Below are 17299 nucleotides of genomic sequence, written 5' to 3' on the forward strand. Positions count from 1 at the left end.
TGATATTCAACTTCAACCAAACCTGCAGGGGTTTCCAAACGAATTTTTCCGGGAATTTTAGGGTGTATTAGGCCTTCTTCAATTCCAATGGTTATGGAACCAATAGTGCCATGTCCGCACATAGGCAAACAGCCACTGGTTTCAATAAATAGGATACCCAGGTCGTTTACAGGATCTGCAGGAGGGTAAAAAATACTACCGCTCATCATATCATGGCCGCGAGGTTCAAACATAAGACCCTTACGAATCCAGTCAAAAGACTCCAAAAAGTGCATTCGCATTTCGCTCATGTTCCGGCCCTTCAAATCCGGGCCGCCCTTTGCCACTAACCTTACCGGATTACCGCAAGTATGAGCATCAATACAATTAAAGGTAGTTGTAGCCATTGGCCTATGGTCTGTTAAATCGCTGCATCCGTATAAACCCCATTTACCAATCGTAAAATTTGCCGCGGATTCTCATCTTTAAGAGCATCCGGGAGAAAATCCCGGGGCCAGTTCTGAAAGGCCACCGGCCTTACCCAACGTTTTATTGCATAAGGGCCCACTGCCGTAAACCTACTATCTGTTGAGGCAGGGAAAGGACCGCCATGCACCATAGAGGGGCAAACTTCCACCCCGGTAGGAACACCGTTAAAAATAATCCGGCCAACCCGACTTCCGAGGGCAGACACCACATTTGCATGTTCACCTACTTCCCGCACGCTACCCAAAATGGTGCCGGTAAGCTGACCTTCCAAATGGTGAAGGATGGCAGTGAGTTCATCAGTATCCTCGCATTGAACAACAATTGAAAAGGGGCCAAATACTTCCTGGTGTAGTTTAGGGTTCTCCAGAAAATTTTTCCCTTCGGTTGTAAGCACAAGTTGTTGGGCAAAATAGGGCTGTGCGTCTTTTTCAAAATTTACTATTGGGCTGGTACCTGCCTGGGAAGCTGCCGTTTGCTTCCCTTTTTCGTAATTGTTATAAATATTTGGATGTAGCATACAACTGGGTTCCAACTTCGCAATTTCTTTCCCCAGGGAACTGATAAAGGTATCCAGAGTTTCACTTTTCAGGCCTAAAATAAGTCCGGGATTGGTACAAAATTGTCCTGCGCCCAGCATAATGGATCCCGCGTATTGTTCTGCCCAATAACTGCCCTTTTGTTCCAGGGCAGAAGGCAATATAACCACCGGGTTAATGCTGCCCATTTCTGCGAAAACTGGAATTGGTTCCGGACGTTCATTGGCTAATTTATACAAGGCAGTTCCACCCCTGATACTTCCGGTAAATCCAACCGCTTTTATCACCGGATGTTGAACCAGTTGCTGACCCACTTCTATTCCGCTGCTATTCAAGTTGGAAAATACCCCATTAGGCATATCTGTTTTTTTTGCTGCTTTTTGAATGGCTGAGGCTACCAGTTCCCCGGTTCCTGCATGCATGGGATGGCTCTTTACAATAACCGGACAACCAGCTGCTAGTGCACTGGCAGTATCGCCACCTGCGGTGGAATAAGCTAGTGGAAAATTACTGGAGCCAAATACAGCAACAGGTCCCATAGGAAAAAGCATCTTTCTTATATCGGGTTTTGGTACAGGAGTCCTGTCTGGCAGGGCCGTGTCTATACTGGCCTCTACCCAGGAACCATCCTCCAAAGTACTGGCAAAGGTACGCAACTGCCCTATAGTGCGCCCGCGTTCCCCTTTCGCCCTACCTTCGGGTAGACCACTTTCCAGGCAATAGGTTTCGATTAGTAAATCACCCAGGGCTTCTATCTCATCAGCAATAACTCTTAAAAAGCCAGCCTTACGTTCAGCTGTGAAATTCCTATAACTTTCAAAAGCTTCTGAGGCCAATTTTGCGGCTTCATTCAGCTCTTCTTCCGTGGCTTCATAAAAAGCCCATTCGTTCTCCAGATTTAATTTGGGGTTAAAAGTTTTATAGGTCTTACTGCCATTGGCAGATAGATTATTTCCGATATAATTTTTTCCTGTGATCATAGTTTTGTTCGTTATGCCGTATGGTAAGTTGATTTTTTCAAGGCTTTATAATCTGGTAATGAGGGCCTGGTGCGCATTCCTTCTTTAATAATTTTTAAAACCCTTTTGCGTTCGTTTCCATGCAATGGCAACCTGGGGGCCCGTACATTTTCTGTGCCTATTCCTGTGGCAACCTCAGCCAATTTAATATTCTGCACCAGTTGTGGACTTATATCCGGTTCCAATAGTGGTAAAAACCAGCGGTATAATTCCAGGGCTTCGGTAGTTCTGCCAGCTTTTGCCAGTTCATAAATGGCAACGGTTTCCATAGGAAAGGCACAGACGAGGCCGGCTACCCAGCCATCGGCCCCCATTAATAAACTTTCAAGCCCAAGGGTATCTACTCCTGTAAGTGCTTTTAACCGATCTCCAAATCTGTTTTTTATCCGGGTAATATTAGAAATATCACGGGTAGATTCTTTTACCGCCAGTATGTTGTCGCATTGCAACATTTCTTCAAACATATCCAGGGTTACTTCAATTCCATAATCTACCGGATTATTGTAGATCATGATTGGCAGGTCAGTGCTTTGGGCAATGGCTTTAAAATAAGTAACTGTTTCAAAATCATTTGCTTTATAGCGCATTGGGGGTAACATCATAAGTCCTCTCGCACCGTACTTTGCAGCATTATTTACAGCCTTAATAGCACCTTTAGTGGATTGTTCTGCAATGTTTATAATAACAGGAATTTTCCCATCTACAATGCCAACAGTAGTCTCAATAAGGATCCTCTTTTCTTCATCTGAAAGTGTACTGGCTTCTCCCAGTGTGCCTCCCAGGATAATTCCGCTAACACCCGCCTGGATCTGCGCATTTATGTTTACCTCAAACATCTTTAAGTCCAGAGTATCGGCCTCTGTGAATTTGGTAGTTACAGCGGGCATAACACCCTTCCATTGTACTTGCATAATTATCAGGGATTAGTTGTAAAATATAAAATTACTTATTTTGACACATCAAATTTATAAACAGTGGTGGATTTGTATTTATCTCCCGGTTCTAATAAGGTGCTCGGAAAGCTTTTCTGGTTTGGAGAATCCGGGAAATGTTGTGTTTCCAGGCAAAAAGCATTTCTTTTCAAATAAGGTTTTCCACTTTTACCAATACTGCTCCCATTTAAAAAGTTGCCACCATAAAGTTGAACCCCCGGTTCGGAGGTATATACTTCCATTATTCTGCCGCTTGTGGGTTCTGTAACTCTGGCTGCGAGGACAAGCCCTTCACTATTTTTAGGAGATTGGTTCAGCACAAAATTGTGGTCATAGCCTCCTCCTATGACCATTTGTGCATGATTACTATCCAAATCTTTGCGAATTGTTTTCGGCCTTGTAAAATCAAAGGGAGTTCCTTTAACACTGTCAATCGTACCAATCGGGATAAGACCGGCATCCACAGGGGTATACGCAGAGGCGTTGATCATCATTACATGATCATTAACATCCCCCTTGCCTTCACCTTTAAGGTTAAAATAGGAATGGTTGGTTAAATTAATAATAGTGGTTTTATCTGTAACGGCCTCGTAGCTGATTTTTAATTCATTTTTGTCGGAAAGAATATAGGTAACCTTTACTTCCAGGTTACCCGGATAGCCTTCCTCCATATGAGGTGAAACTCGCGTAAATTCAATTTGGTTTGATGCGGTTTGTCTTGCTTTCCAGATCACAGCATCAAAACCAATGGTTCCTCCGTGCAAATGGTTATCCCCATTGTTTTTTGCCAGTTTGTACTTTGTTTTTTTAATAGAAAATTTACCTTTTGCAATCCGATTTCCATATCGGCCTATTACAGCTCCAAAGTTATTTTTAGGGCCATTCATATAGTCGTCCAGTGTGGAAAGTCCCAGAACAACATCTCCCATTTTTCCATTTTTATCCGGGACATTTAAAGCAATTAATCGTTGTCCGTAATTTGTAAAATCGGCTTTTAGCCCATTTTTATTCGTTAGAGTATACAGGCTGATGCTATCACCATCAATAACCGCTTTAAAATCATCGGGATTTATTACATTAACATAGGAGAATTTTTCTTCTACCATCCCTGGTTTTTTATTGGTACTATCCTTACAGCCTAAAAATACCAGTGAAATAAGAATTAAAGAATTTAAGGAATTGATCTTCATAATTAATTAAGTTTTCGACCATTAAAAGTAGGGAAAAGTTTGAAGGAAAGGGCCTAACAAAAAAGATTATTGCCAGAATTATACTTATAATTGGTTTGCAGACTTGCGCATTGTGAGAGTGGGTAACATTTTTTGAAAATATATTCTTATTTTAGTCCGATGCAGCGATTTTGCACTAAAATATTAGTCCTGTTGTTTTTTGTCCAATTTTCTTTACAGGGACAAGTTGAGGAAGATAAGGCCCTTCATTTTGCTGCCGGTGCTTTTTCAGGGGCAGCCGGTGCTTTAATAGCTTCAAAAATAACTAACAGGAATCGTTTTTGGACTGTTACCAGCTCTGTTGCAGCCAGTCTTTTAGCGGGCTTAGCAAAGGAGGCTATTGATAAAGGTAATGGAGGTAAATGGGATAATGGCGATTTGGCAGCAACGGTCCTAGGAGGGGTAACCGTTGGGGTTAGTATTGAATTATTTTCCAAAAAGGAGGGGAAATACTATGTTAAAAGAAAAAAGTCTGCTAAGAAGAAGAAAAAGAAAGATAAGTTAGCAGGGCTCTATTGATTGAATAATTTATTGGATTCGTAGCTTCATTTTAAAGCCACTCTCTACGTTTAAAGTAGTATAGCATACCTAAAAATACCACAACCATAACCCCCCAGAGTACAAAATACCCGTATTGAAATTTAAGCTCTGGAATGTTTTCGAAATTCATTCCATAGACTCCGGCTATAAAGGTAAGCGGGATAAAGATCGTAGCCATAATGGTAAGCACTTTCATTACTTCGTTCATCCGGTTGCTAATGGTAGTCATGTACATATCCATCAAACTCCAGATCAATTCTCTCTGAATATCTATACTTTCCGAGACCTGAATAACATGATCATACAAATCTCTTAAATACAATTGCGTTTTTTCAGTAACAAGTGAGGCCTCAACTTTATCCATGCGGTTTACGACTTCTCTAAGTGGATAAACTGCTCGTCGTATTTTTAGTATTTCCCTTTTAAGGTTGTGAATTTCCTGAATCAGATCATTATTTGACTTTTCTTCAAATAGATTTTCCTCCAATTCTTCTATTTTTTCACCCATCACCTCCATGAGATTAAAATAATTATCCACTATGGCATCCATAAGTACGTAAAGCAAGAAGTCTGCACCCTGGCTCCTAACCCGGCCTTTGCTGTTCCGCAATCGCTCCCTGACCGAATCAAAAACATCACCATCCGCTTCCTGAAAAGACAATACATAATTGGAACCCTGAATGAAACTTATATTTTCAAATTTTAGATTCTGATCCTTATCAAAATAAAGCATTTTTAACACTACGAAAATATATTCCTCATGCTCCTCCAGTTTGGGCCTTTGCTTTGTATTAGCAATATCTTCTAAGATTAGCGGATGCAGCTCAAAATCTTTCCCCAATTTTTCAATTTCATTAACGTGATTAAGCCCGTTGACATTGATCCAGGTTATAGTCTCCTTATTTTCATAGGTAAAGGCTTCTTCTATATTTTTAAGTTGTTTTTCGGCGAGACTATCCTTGTTATAATCAAAGACATCCATAAACAAATCTTTTTTGGCTTTATTCCCAACATAAACGATCGTACCAGGGGCTAATCCTGTTTTTATTGCGGCTTGCGAAGAGCTGGCTTTTTTCATGTTTTAAGCTTATAATATTTCAATGCAAGTTATTTAAAAAAGCCTTACAAGTGAATGTTTGGTCCCCCAAGTATGAGTCAGCACCTACAATTCCACCACAAGTTTCCCTTTGGCTGAATTACTTTCCATATAGGCGTGGGCTTCCACTATTTGATCGAGACGGAAAACCTTGTCAATGTTAAGGGTTATTTCCCCATCGGCAACTGCATCAATAAAATCTTGTAATAAGTCTTTCTTTAAATTCGCTGCGTCTCCCATATAAACCGTCAGTCGCCCCAAAGAAGGGATGTCCCCCATGGGTGTGAATTCTTTAAGCGTCCATTCGCCACCCAGTATTCCGGTCATACATACTATCCCCCTTCGTTTTATGCACTTTAAAGAGTCCTTTAATGTTTTTATACCAATTAATTCCAACACCTTGTTTACGCCATCAGGGAACAATTCTTTAAGTTCCTCTGCAACCGTTCCATTATCAATAAGGACATAATCCGCCCCATTTTCTATTAAGAACTCCTTCTTCGACTCGTTTCTGGTGGTAGATATAACGGTCAACCCCAAATGTTTTGCCAACTGGCAGGAGAGCATTCCTATAGAAGATGTTCCACCTCTGATAAGTAAGGTTTCGCCAGACCTGACCTCTAATGCCTGAGTTAAAGATCCTGAAACAGTTTGAAACATTTCGGGGATGGCTCCAAGGGTACTCCATGGCAAATTGCTTTTAAAAGGAAATACTATTTTTAAAGGCACCAGAGTATACTCCGAATAACCTCCATCAAAATCCCTTCCCATGCCGCCCATAATAGCAGCGACTTTCTGGCCTTTATGATAGGTGCCGGACGGGTCTTCCTCTACCGTTCCCACGCATTCTATCCCCTGGATTCTTGGAAACTGAACATTCGGAGAATGTCCCTGGCGGGTAAATAATTCAGATCTGTTTAAACCAAAAGCTTTTATCTTTATTAAAACCCAACCGTTTTTCGCTTCCGGGACAGGCTTCTCCTGAATTTGAATAACTTCCGGTTCGCCAGATTTTAGGGTAACTGCCGCTTTCATATTCCAATTTTCTTTTAATAAACTTAGGGATAAAAACTGAATTGAAAGAAAAGCCTACTCCAATTTTTTTAATGTTAATAAGTTCAAGGTAGTCCGGACAGAATTGCTTTCTCTCCACTTCCATTAAAACTTCAGTGGATCAAAAGCGGCCTGGGAGGTGGCCATTCAAATCAACCACCCATCGCGAACTGTGTTGGCTGATAGATTTATTTATCACCTTCTACCTATGTTTTATTTTTAATCTCATCATTCTAAGTTAAACACCTAAACATTCACCGAAATCTGGTCAAATACGAGATAAGATAAGTCATGAATAAAAACAGAATAATAAAAAGAATTCCTACTAATAAGGCATAACTAATGTATACCATATCTCCAGTGGGTTTAATTTTTGGCCACAACAAATCAAAACTTCCTGTCACAATTAATAAGAAAGGGATACCGGAGAAAAAAATAAGGAAGAATTAAAAGCAAAAAGAGACTTTTTAATTTAATTGTTTCATTGATTTATTCTCTTTAAAATATGACGATAAATGTATCAGCTATGTGCAATGTGGCTTATGATATAAATCATCAAACTTCTGAAATCGCCGGTTTAACTTAGTACTCTAAAAGAGTAAACAGGATGATTGTATTGGTTTTTGGCTTGCCAGGTACGGGCAAGAGTTATTTTGCTTCAAGACTTGCAAAAATGATAGATGCCAGTTATCTGAATAGTGATAAGTTAAGGAAGGAGTTATTTGCACATAGAACATATTCCTATAATGAGAAAAAAGTGGTTTATGATACCATGCTCGCCAAGACGAAAGAAGCAATAGCCAAGGGTCAAAATCTGGTACTCGATGCCACATTCCATAAAAAAGAAACCAGAGATACTTTTATGAAGCAATTATCAGATCAGGGCGAGATTTTTTATATTGGATTACAATCGGTCGAAAGTACTATCAAAGAGCGATTAAAAAAAAGCAGGCCTTATAGCGAAGCTGATTTTGAAGTGTATAAACTAATCCAGCAACAATGGGAACCATTTAACGAGCACCATTTGGTGTTGGAATCGACGAATAATAACATTGAAGAAATGTTGCTAAAAGCTACGCAATACCTAGGTTGGAAGAATGATAAAGGAACAGATAAATAGCTTGCTCTTAGAAGGAGATTTTCCGGAAGTTTCAACAGAAAGAGAATTGATTGAAACCCACATATCATGGGTGTTTATTTGCCACCGATTCGTTTACAAAATCAAAAAGCCAATTAAATATTCATTTCTTGATTTTTCTACCCTTGAAAAGCGTAAAAAATATTGCAAAAGGGAAATTGAATTGAACAAGCGGCTAACCAATGGCATCTACCTAGATGTAGTTCCGATAAACAAATTGAATGACCATTATAAAATCGGAGGAAAAGTGGGAACGGTAATCGACTACGCCGTGAGGATGCTTAAAATGGATAGGACTAAACAAATGGACCAGCTTTTGGTTCAAAAAAAAGTAACGAAATCCGACATTCAAAACCTAGCCAAAAAAATAGCCCTCTTTCATGAGAGTACTACTATAATCCATCAAAAAGACGTGCTGGATATTCAGGAAAAATTTAACGATTTGGAAGCGGAAAAGAAATATCTGGCAGCGCAATCAGGTGGCGGCAAATATCTAACTATTATTGACAATGCGATAAAAATCTCAAACACTTTTCTTGAGAAAAACAAGGAGTTGCTTACAGGTAGACTCAGGGCCGGTTTCTTCAGGGATTGCCATGGAGACCTTCATTCCAGGAATATTTTTTTATTACCATCGCCTCAGCCTTTCGATTGTATTGAATTCAATGATGATTACAGGCAAATTGATGTTTTGAACGAAGTTGCCTTCCTTTGTATGGACCTCGATGCATTTGGAAAAAAAGATTTATCCGAGCTATTTCTTGAATATTACAATCAATTTTTCTCCTCAATGAAATCGTCGAAAGAACACCATCTTTTTGTTTTTTACAAGGCTTATCGCGCCAATGTACGTGCCAAGGTCAACAGTTTGCGGGCAAAGAGTGCGGTGAACGAAAAAGAAAGAACAAAAGCATTGTCTGAAGTAGATAAATACCTTCGGTTGATGGAGAGCTATTTGAAAACCCTTAGTTTATGACAAGTCGTTTTTAAAAAAACCCCTCATACTATGTATGAAGGGTTTACCTTGTGGCGGTCCGGACGGGACTCGAACCCGCGACCCCCTGCGTGACAGGCAGGTATTCTAACCAACTGAACTACCGGACCGTGGCGTTTAGCGTGTGCAAATATACGTTGCTAAATGAATTCCACAAACAATTTTTTTAAAATTCCGTTTGGGCTATAAAAAATTCTGGCGCTCAATCATAAAAGTATTCAATACCTTGGTAAAGGGTTCTCTGATATCCACCTCAACATATTTTATGCGATATTGGGCGCATTTTAGTTTTAAGTCAGATAAATATTCGCCAACCCCACTTTCATAGGCTTCTTTGATGGTATCTGCATAAAGGTCAATATGGTTTCCAGTTTCCACATCTATAAATCTTTTGGGCGTATTCTCAAAGTTAAAATGCAATTCGGTATCACTATCAAGCAAATGGAATAAGACTACTTCGTGTTTATTATATTTTAAATGCCGCAGTGCATCAAAAAGGGTGTCATCTGAGGTCGAGGTCTGGAACATATCTGTAAAAAGAAATACAAGACTTCGTCTTTTAATCTTCTCGGCTATCTGATGCAAATAGGCATATATCTCCGTTTGTTTAGCGGGCTTTCTATCCAGGCTTATTTCACTTAGTCTGGCAAGTAACATTTGGTGATGCCTTTCACTCCCTTTCTCAGAAGCGTAAAAGCTATAGGAATCAGAAAACACACTTAAGCCCACGGCATCGCGCTGTTTTTTAAGAATGTTCATTAAAGCCGCAATGGCAAGTACCCCAAAGCCTATTTTATTTAAATGATTAATGGAAAGCTTCTGTATTTCAGGATAGTACATTGAAGCCGAATTATCCAATATCATATGGCACCTAAGATTGGTTTCTTCCTCATATCTTTTGGTATAAAGCTTGTCTGTCTTTGCAAACAACTTCCAATCTATGTGCTTTGTGCTCTCTCCGGTATTATATATTTTGTGTTCGGCAAATTCTGCGGAAAACCCGTGAAAGGGGCTTTTATGGATTCCGCTGATAAAGCCTTCAACTATCTGGTTCGCCAATAATTCAAGGTTTTGAAATAAGGGAGCTCTATGTAATTCTGACCGCAGATCCATAGGACCAAGATAAACTAAAAAAGGTTTAGCAAATGCTAAACCTTTTTTAAAATAGAAGATTCTTATTTAATTAAAGTACCGCTTCAATTGCATCGGTATATACTTTTTTTGGAGATACTCCAACCTGTCTTGTCACAATTTCACCATCCTTAAATACAAGAACCGTTGGAATATTTCGCACTCCGTATTTTGCGGCAAATTCCTGATTGGTATCAACATCAACTTTTCCTACTACGGCCTTACCTTCATATTCAGTACTTACCTCATCTATAATAGGTCCTACCATTCTGCAGGGTCCGCACCATGCTGCCCAAAAATCCACCACTACGGGTTTATCACTTTTTAAAACTACCTCGTCAAAAGTAGCATCAGTTATCTCTAAAGCCATATCGTTTTTATTTATTATTACGCAAATTTAGTCAATTATTCGACTCTTTCATTACTCAATTAGTATACGTTTTTCTTATTGCCTTATTGAAAAAGCTTATTTAATTCAATTTATAGTGTACTTCCTTTTCTTCCAACGTATGCAATAGGTCACTGGTGATCTCTACTTTTTGTTTTCTACTGGATAGGTTTACTTTGATTTCTTCATTCATTTCGTAAATAACAAAATTTAACGGATGCTTTCCTTTATAGGAGATAAGAGTATCTTTTAACTCGTGAATACTTGCTTCTTTAATCTGGTCTATATTCAATTTTATGGTCAATTTTTTAGCAAAATTTCCCATGGTTTCCTGCAACAACATAAAATTGACAAACTGTAGCCGTGCATCCCCTTTTTTACCGGTTTCGCGGTTTGTCCATCCTTCCCGGACAAATACTTTTACAAAGACAAACGAATTTATCATAAAAAAGTGTCGGAATTTCAAATATTCTTCTCCAAAAATGCGAAACTCAAAGGTGTCTGTATAATCCTCCATGGTAAATAAGGCCCATCCCTTGCCATTTTTAGATACTCTGTGTTGTACATCAGTGATAACTCCGGCAAATGAGAGCTCTCTGTTTATGTGGTCTTCCAAATTATTAAAGAAAGAAACATTGGCATTACAAAAGGAATTAATCTCCGTTCTGAAATCATCTAGTGGATGCCCGGAGATATAAATACCGACCACTTCTTTTTCTCTTCTGAGTTTTTCCATGGTACCCCATTCTGCACAGGGAGGTACTTCAGGTTCTGGAATCTGCACTTCACTGGTATCACCAAATAAGCTTACCTGAGATGAGTTTTCGCTTTCCTGAAATTTGGAGCCGTATTTTATAACCATTTCCAGGAAGGTACTGCCATCGCCTTCTTTGTGAAAATATTGTGCTCTGTGCGTGTCTCCAAATGAATCGAACCCGCCGGCCAGAGCAAGATTTTCAAAGGATTTTTTATTGGCTGCTCTTAAATCTATACGTTTGGCTAAATCAAAAACCGATTTAAAGGACCCGTTCTCCTTCCGGTTTTCCACAATGGTCTCTACTGCTGAACGTCCTACCCCTTTTATAGCGCCCATGCCAAAACGAACTGCATTATCCTTATTCACCGCAAATTTATAATAGGATTCGTTTACATCAGGACCCAAAACTTCCAGCCCCATTCGCTTACATTCCTCCATAAAAAATGTAACCTGCTTAATGTCGTTCATATTGTTAGACAAAACGGCAGCCATATATTCAGCGGGGTAGTGCGCCTTTAAATAGGCTGTTTGATAGGCGATATACGCATAGCAGGTAGAATGACTTTTGTTAAATGCATAGGAAGCAAAAGCTTCCCAGTCTTTCCAGATCTTCTCTAAAATTTCTCTTGGATGGCCATTTTTTTCACCCCCGTCAAGAAACTGTGGCTTAAGTTTTTGAAGCAGGGCAAATATTTTTTTACCCATTGCTTTTCTAAGTACATCGGCGTCACCTTTAGAAAACCCAGCTAGTTTTTGTGATAATAACATCACCTGTTCCTGATAAACAGTTATTCCATAGGTTTCTTTAAGGTTTTCCTCCATAACGGGGAGGTCATAGGCAATTTCCTCCTCGCCATTCTTCCGAGCTATAAAACTGGGAATGTATTCCATTGGTCCCGGACGGTAGAGTGCATTCATGGCTATTAAGTCATCAAATACAGAGGGCTTCAGATCTTTCAGGTGTTTCTGCATTCCCACAGATTCATATTGAAATATCCCAACCGTATCGCCTCGCTGAAATAGCTCATAAGTGGCTGTATCATCCAGGGGAAATTCATCCGGGTCTAATTGAATACCGTGTTTGGCTTTTACAATTTTAACGGTATCTTTTATTAAGGTCAGTGTTTTCAGACCCAGGAAATCCATTTTCAATAAGCCTGCATTCTCAACCACAGAATTATCGAACTGGGTTACATAAAGGTCAGAATCCTTGGCCGTGGCAACCGGGACAAAATTGGTAATATCATCAGGTGTAATGATAACCCCACAAGCATGGATACCTGTATTACGCAAAGATCCTTCTAACACCCTGGCCATATTCACCGTCTGAGCCTCCAGGTCGTCTCCTTCGGAAATGTTAAGCAGGCTATTCACTTTTTCCAACTCATCTGACCGAAACCGCTTTTTAAGATCAGCTTCAGGTACTCCAAATATTTTACTCAATTTGGACATATTTGGAATCAATTTCGCAATACGATCCGCATCATTTAAGGGCAGGTCAAGAACTCTTGCCGTATCTCTGATAGAAGATTTTGCCGCCATGGTTCCATAAGTGATAATCTGAGCTACCTGATTAGCACCATATTTATTGATGACATAATCCATAACTCTTCCCCGGCCTTCATCATCAAAGTCAATGTCGATATCAGGCATTGAAACCCTGTCAGGGTTGAGGAAACGCTCAAACAGCAGGTCGTATTTAAGAGGGTCAATATTGGTTATCCAAAGACAATAGGCTACAACCGAACCAGCGGCAGATCCTCTTCCCGGGCCTACAGAAACATCCATTTTTCTTGCTTCCCGGATAAAATCCTCAACAATCAAAAAATAGCCGGGATAGCCAGAGTTCTCTACAGTTGTTAATTCAAAATCAATACGCTCCCTAATTTCATCTGTAATCTCGGTATATCTTTTTTTTGCCCCTTCATAAGTGATATGTCTGAGGTAGGCATTTTCACCGCGTTTTCCACCATCTGCTTCATCTTCTTTAATCTTGAATTTGCCTGGAATTTCAAACTCGGGTAAGAGTACATCCCTTGCCAGTTCAAAAGATTCAATTTTGTTTACTATTTCCTGAATATTCAGAATAGATTCGGGAAGGTCTTTAAACAATTCCTTCATCTCAGCACCGCTCTTAAAGTAGTATTCCTGGTTGGGTAGTCCATACCTGTATCCCCGTCCCCTGCCAATAGGGGTAGCTTGTTTTTCACCATCCTTCACACATAATAAAATATCGTGAGCCTCTGCATCTTCCTTTGCACAATAATAAGTGTTGTTCGTGGCTACTAATTTTACCTGATGTTTTTTGGCAAATTCAACCAAAACTTTATTAGCTCTTTCTTCATCTTCCTGACCATGCCTCATTATTTCAAGATAGAAATCGTCTTTAAAAACAGATTTCCACCACAGTAAAGACTCCTCAGCCTGGTTTTCACCAATGTTTAATATTTTGGAAGCCACTTCGCCATAAAGGTTTCCGCTGAGGACAATGATATCGTCTTTGAATTGGGCTATAATATTTTTATCAATTCTGGGAACATAGTAAAATCCATCCGTGTAGGCAATAGAAGACATTTTTGCCAGGTTGTGATAGCCGTTTTTATTTTTCGCCAGTAACACCATCTGATACCCATAATCCTTTAAATTTTTATTAGTATGGTCATCACAAACAAAAAATTCGCATCCAATAATGGGTTTTATGTAATTAACTGGGCTTGGTTCTCCATCTTCTGTTTCTTTAGCCGCAGCTTCTTCCACTAATTTATTATGAGCCTTTACTTCTTTAACAAAATGAAAAGCCCCCATCATATTAGCGTGATCTGTCATTGCTACAGCAGACATCTTATTCTCAGAAGCACTTGCAACAAGGTCCTTTATTTTAATTGTAGACTGCAGCACCGAAAACTGAGAGTGGTTATGCAGATGTATAAATTCTGCATCTTCAAGTGATTTTATATTTTGGCTCAGGTCTTCCTCGGAAACATCTATTACATCTAAATTTTTCAGATGCCTGGCTATTTTTTCGGAGACCTTCTTTAAGTTGATATGTTTTAAGCCTATTAATTGAATTTCCTGTGGGTTGGCTTCAGTAAATTTTTCAAAATAATCTGGTTGTACATCCAATTGTCCTTTTGTGTATTGTTTTCTTCTTACCAGTTCCAAAAAACAACGGGTAGTTGCTTCAACATCTGCTGTGGCATTGTGTGCTTCTGCAAAGGATGTTTTAAACAAATATTGATGAAGCTCAGTAAGTGTAGGAAGCTTAAATTTACCACCGCGTCCTCCCGGAAGTTCACAAAGCGTGGCCGTATGTTCGGTACATGTGTCCAGAACGGGCAATTCTCCTAGCAAGGTTTTTAGATCTGCCCGATAAAATTCAGCCCCCATAATATTAATATCAAAACCAACATTCTGACCAACTACAAATTTGGTTTTAGTAAGGGCGTCATTAAATTTTTCCAATACTTCGGCCAAAGGATTTCCTTTCTCCTGGGCTAGTTCAGTGGAAATCCCGTGAATTTTTTCAGCGTCATAGGGAATATTGAAGCCTTCAGGCTGAATCAGGTAATCCTGCCGGTCCAATAAATTTCCCAGTGCATCGTGTAATTGCCAGGCAATTTGAATGCAACGAGGCCAATTGTCTGTATCACTTACCGGAGCATTCCATCTTTTTGGGAGGCCAGTAGTTTCAGTATCAAAAATGAGGTACATATTAGTTTGGTTTCAGCATAAAAAAAAGTAGCTAAAAATAATCAAAAACAAAATTCATGAACGGTAGAGTTGTCACGAGTTATTAACGTAATGCAGATTTTAATTTTTAAGTTCTTTCGAGATATTTATCTTTAAAACTGCCAAAAGCAAAATAAAAATGAATAATAAGGTCAAATTGTCAAATTTACTAATGATTTTCAGTGTTATGGTTTGTTCAACAGGGCCACAAAATGCCATAGCACAGGTTAGGAATAATCGGCCGCCGAACTTTATCATAATTTTTGCAGACGATCTTGGTTATGGAGATCTCGGGGTTTACGGCCATCCCACTATTCAAACGCCTAACCTGGACCTGATGGCCTACGAGGGACAGAAATGGACTAATTTTTATGCAGCGGCCAGTGTCTGTACTCCCAGCAGGGCGGCATTACTTACTGGAAGATTAACAGTAAGAAGTGGCATGTCTAGTAATAAAAGAAGAGTGCTTTATCCGAATTCCAGTAAGGGTTTGCCCGCATCAGAAATCACCCTTGCCGAACAGCTAAAGCAGGTGGGTTATAAAACGGCCTGTATAGGAAAATGGCATTTAGGGCATAAGGAGCAATACCTCCCAACCAACAATGGCTTTGATTATTATTATGGAATCCCATATTCCAATGATATGGACAAGGTGGTTGATATTCCCTATTGGGAGTATTGGAAACAACCCAATGAGGCTATTAAAACAATTCATTTTAATGTTCCATTAATGCGCAATACAAAGATCATTGAACGTCCGGCCAATCAGCATACAATTACGAGCAGATATACCAATGAAACTATTTCATTTATAAAGAAAAACAAGCAAAACCCATTTTTTATCTATTTAGCACACAACTTACCCCATATTCCTTTATTTGTTTCAAAAGAATTCAAAGGCAAAAGTAAACGTGGTTTATATGGCGATGTATTAGAAGAAATTGATCATGGCGTTGGTAAAATAATAGCCACTTTAAAGGAAGAAGGCCTTGAAAGTAACACCATTGTTGTCTTTACATCCGACAATGGTCCCTGGCTCAGTTTTAAACTTAATGGGGGTAGTGCCGGAGTTCTAAAAGCGGGAAAAGGAACAACATGGGAAGGCGGTATGAGGGAACCAGGAATTTTCTGGGGGCCTGGCTTAATTAAACCAGGATTGGTAAACGGTCTTGGTTCTACTATGGATCTGTTTACTACTTTTAGCAGTTTGGCAGGAGCTAAAATTCCAGGAGACAGAATAATTGACGGGTACGATTTAAGTGAAACTTTACTAAAAGGGAATCCAAGTCCACGGAAAAAACTTTTTTATTACAGGGGGACCGATCTTTATGCCGTGCGTTTAGGAGATTACAAAGCACATTTTATTACCCAGGGTGAATATGGCCAATTTGGTAAAAAAGAGGTGCATAACCCTCCCATATTATATAATTTAAGTACTGATCCGGAAGAGCGATTTGATATAGCCAATGAAAATCCAAATATCATTAAAGCCATTAATTCGCTTATTTCTGAACACAAATCGAAATTGGTAATAGGCCAGGATCAATTGGTAGAAATTGAATAAAAGGAAATAGTTTAAAAGTATTGGTGGTTTATAGAAAACACTTATATTTGCACCCCATTTTATAGGGAATAAATAAAGAATTAATAATCGAGGGTCGGGCACCCTACAAAATTAATGTGATATGCCAGTTAGAATTAGATTACAAAGACACGGAAAAAAAGGAAAACCATATTATTGGGTAGTAGCAGCAGATGCACGCTCAAAAAGAGATGGTAAATTTCTTGAAAAGTTAGGGAGCTACAACCCAAACACCAATCCAGCAACCATTGAATTAAACATTGATAATTCTGTTCAATGGCTTGTAAAAGGAGCTCAACCCTCGGATACTGCCAGAAGAATTTTATCTTATAAAGGTGTTTTATACAAGCATCACTTATTAGGGGGTGTTCGAAAAGGTGCTTTAACTGAAGAACAAGCAGAAGCAAAATTCAATGCCTGGGTTGAGGAAAAAGCAAAAGCTATTGCTAATAAAGAGGCCGGATTAGATAAAGAAAAGGCTGAAGCAAGAGCAAAAGCATTAGAAGCTGAAAAAGAAGTAAACGAAAAACGAGCTTTAGCTGCTGCAGAAGCATTAAATGAAGATGCTGAAGCAGAAATAACTGAAGAAGCTATTGTTGTAACTGAAGAGGCCGTTACTGAAGAAGCTACAACAGAAGAGCCAGTGGCAGAAGAAGCTGTAAAAGAAGAACCAGTAGCCGAAGAAGCTGTGAGTAAAGAAGCAGTAG

Annotated in this window: 14 protein-coding genes and 1 tRNA gene; 5 read left to right on the top strand and 10 right to left on the bottom strand. The window is 39.3% G+C overall.

What is annotated here, in order from left to right:
• The 4 genes from WBN20_RS00380 to WBN20_RS00395 form a co-directional block, all read right to left on the bottom strand.
• Positions 1-386 (bottom strand): proline racemase family protein (locus tag WBN20_RS00380; RefSeq protein WP_424280305.1); only part of this gene is annotated, 386 nt, incomplete at its 3' end.
• Between the two features lie 14 nt (positions 387-400).
• Complete coding sequence (locus WBN20_RS00385) at positions 401-1984, bottom strand: aldehyde dehydrogenase (NADP(+)) (protein ID WP_424280306.1); 1584 nt, start codon at positions 1982-1984, stop codon at positions 401-403.
• 11 nt (positions 1985-1995) lie between these two features.
• Positions 1996-2934 (bottom strand): dihydrodipicolinate synthase family protein, encoded by a 939-nt coding sequence (locus WBN20_RS00390; protein WP_424280307.1) that lies wholly within the window; start codon positions 2932-2934, stop codon positions 1996-1998.
• A 35-nt stretch (positions 2935-2969) separates the two neighbouring features.
• Positions 2970-4145: an aldose epimerase family protein gene (locus WBN20_RS00395; RefSeq protein ID WP_424272931.1), complete on the bottom strand. Its 1176-nt coding sequence runs from the start codon at positions 4143-4145 to the stop codon at positions 2970-2972.
• Between the two features lie 159 nt (positions 4146-4304).
• On the opposite strand from WBN20_RS00395, the gene WBN20_RS00400 reads away from it, so the two are divergent.
• Entirely contained in the window at positions 4305-4703 is a 399-nt protein-coding gene (locus WBN20_RS00400) for a hypothetical protein (protein WP_424272932.1), read from the top strand.
• 31 nt (positions 4704-4734) lie between these two features.
• Here WBN20_RS00400 and corA read toward each other — a convergent pair whose 3' ends face one another.
• A complete protein-coding gene (corA, locus tag WBN20_RS00405; RefSeq protein ID WP_424280308.1) occupies positions 4735-5802 on the bottom strand; it encodes a magnesium/cobalt transporter CorA in 1068 nt (355 codons plus the stop codon).
• Between the two features lie 84 nt (positions 5803-5886).
• Positions 5887-6855 (bottom strand): zinc-binding alcohol dehydrogenase family protein, encoded by a 969-nt coding sequence (locus WBN20_RS00410; RefSeq protein WP_424280309.1) that lies wholly within the window; start codon positions 6853-6855, stop codon positions 5887-5889.
• A 625-nt stretch (positions 6856-7480) separates the two neighbouring features.
• Here WBN20_RS00410 and WBN20_RS00415 point away from each other — a divergent pair.
• On the top strand, positions 7481-7993 hold the full coding sequence (locus WBN20_RS00415; RefSeq protein WP_424280310.1) for an AAA family ATPase: 513 nt from the start codon (positions 7481-7483) through the stop codon (positions 7991-7993).
• On the top strand, positions 7971-8987 hold the full coding sequence (locus WBN20_RS00420; RefSeq protein WP_424280311.1) for a hypothetical protein: 1017 nt from the start codon (positions 7971-7973) through the stop codon (positions 8985-8987). Before WBN20_RS00415 ends, WBN20_RS00420 begins: the two co-directional genes overlap by 23 nt.
• Before the next feature lie 51 nt (positions 8988-9038).
• On the opposite strand, the gene WBN20_RS00425 is transcribed toward WBN20_RS00420, so the two are convergent.
• From WBN20_RS00425 to dnaE, 4 genes are all read right to left on the bottom strand, one after another.
• Positions 9039-9115 (bottom strand) — tRNA-Asp (locus WBN20_RS00425).
• Between the two features lie 73 nt (positions 9116-9188).
• Positions 9189-10118, bottom strand: coding sequence for a DUF58 domain-containing protein (locus WBN20_RS00430; protein ID WP_424272620.1), 930 nt, complete (start codon positions 10116-10118; stop codon positions 9189-9191).
• A 70-nt stretch (positions 10119-10188) separates the two neighbouring features.
• Entirely contained in the window at positions 10189-10506 is a 318-nt protein-coding gene (gene trxA, locus WBN20_RS00435) for a thioredoxin (RefSeq protein ID WP_297703076.1), read from the bottom strand.
• Between the two features lie 100 nt (positions 10507-10606).
• Complete coding sequence (dnaE, locus tag WBN20_RS00440; protein ID WP_424280312.1) at positions 10607-14992, bottom strand: DNA polymerase III subunit alpha; 4386 nt, start codon at positions 14990-14992, stop codon at positions 10607-10609.
• Between the two features lie 157 nt (positions 14993-15149).
• Here dnaE and WBN20_RS00445 point away from each other — a divergent pair, with 157 nt between their 5' ends.
• Both WBN20_RS00445 and WBN20_RS00450 read left to right on the top strand, forming a co-directional pair.
• Positions 15150-16574: a sulfatase family protein gene (locus WBN20_RS00445; RefSeq protein ID WP_424280313.1), complete on the top strand. Its 1425-nt coding sequence runs from the start codon at positions 15150-15152 to the stop codon at positions 16572-16574.
• A 121-nt stretch (positions 16575-16695) separates the two neighbouring features.
• On the top strand, positions 16696-17299 hold a 604-nt coding region (locus tag WBN20_RS00450), incomplete at its 3' end, for a 30S ribosomal protein S16 (protein WP_424280314.1).

It is taken from the genome of Eudoraea sp., assembly GCF_049665975.1.
Lineage (GTDB): Bacteria > Bacteroidota > Bacteroidia > Flavobacteriales > Flavobacteriaceae > Eudoraea.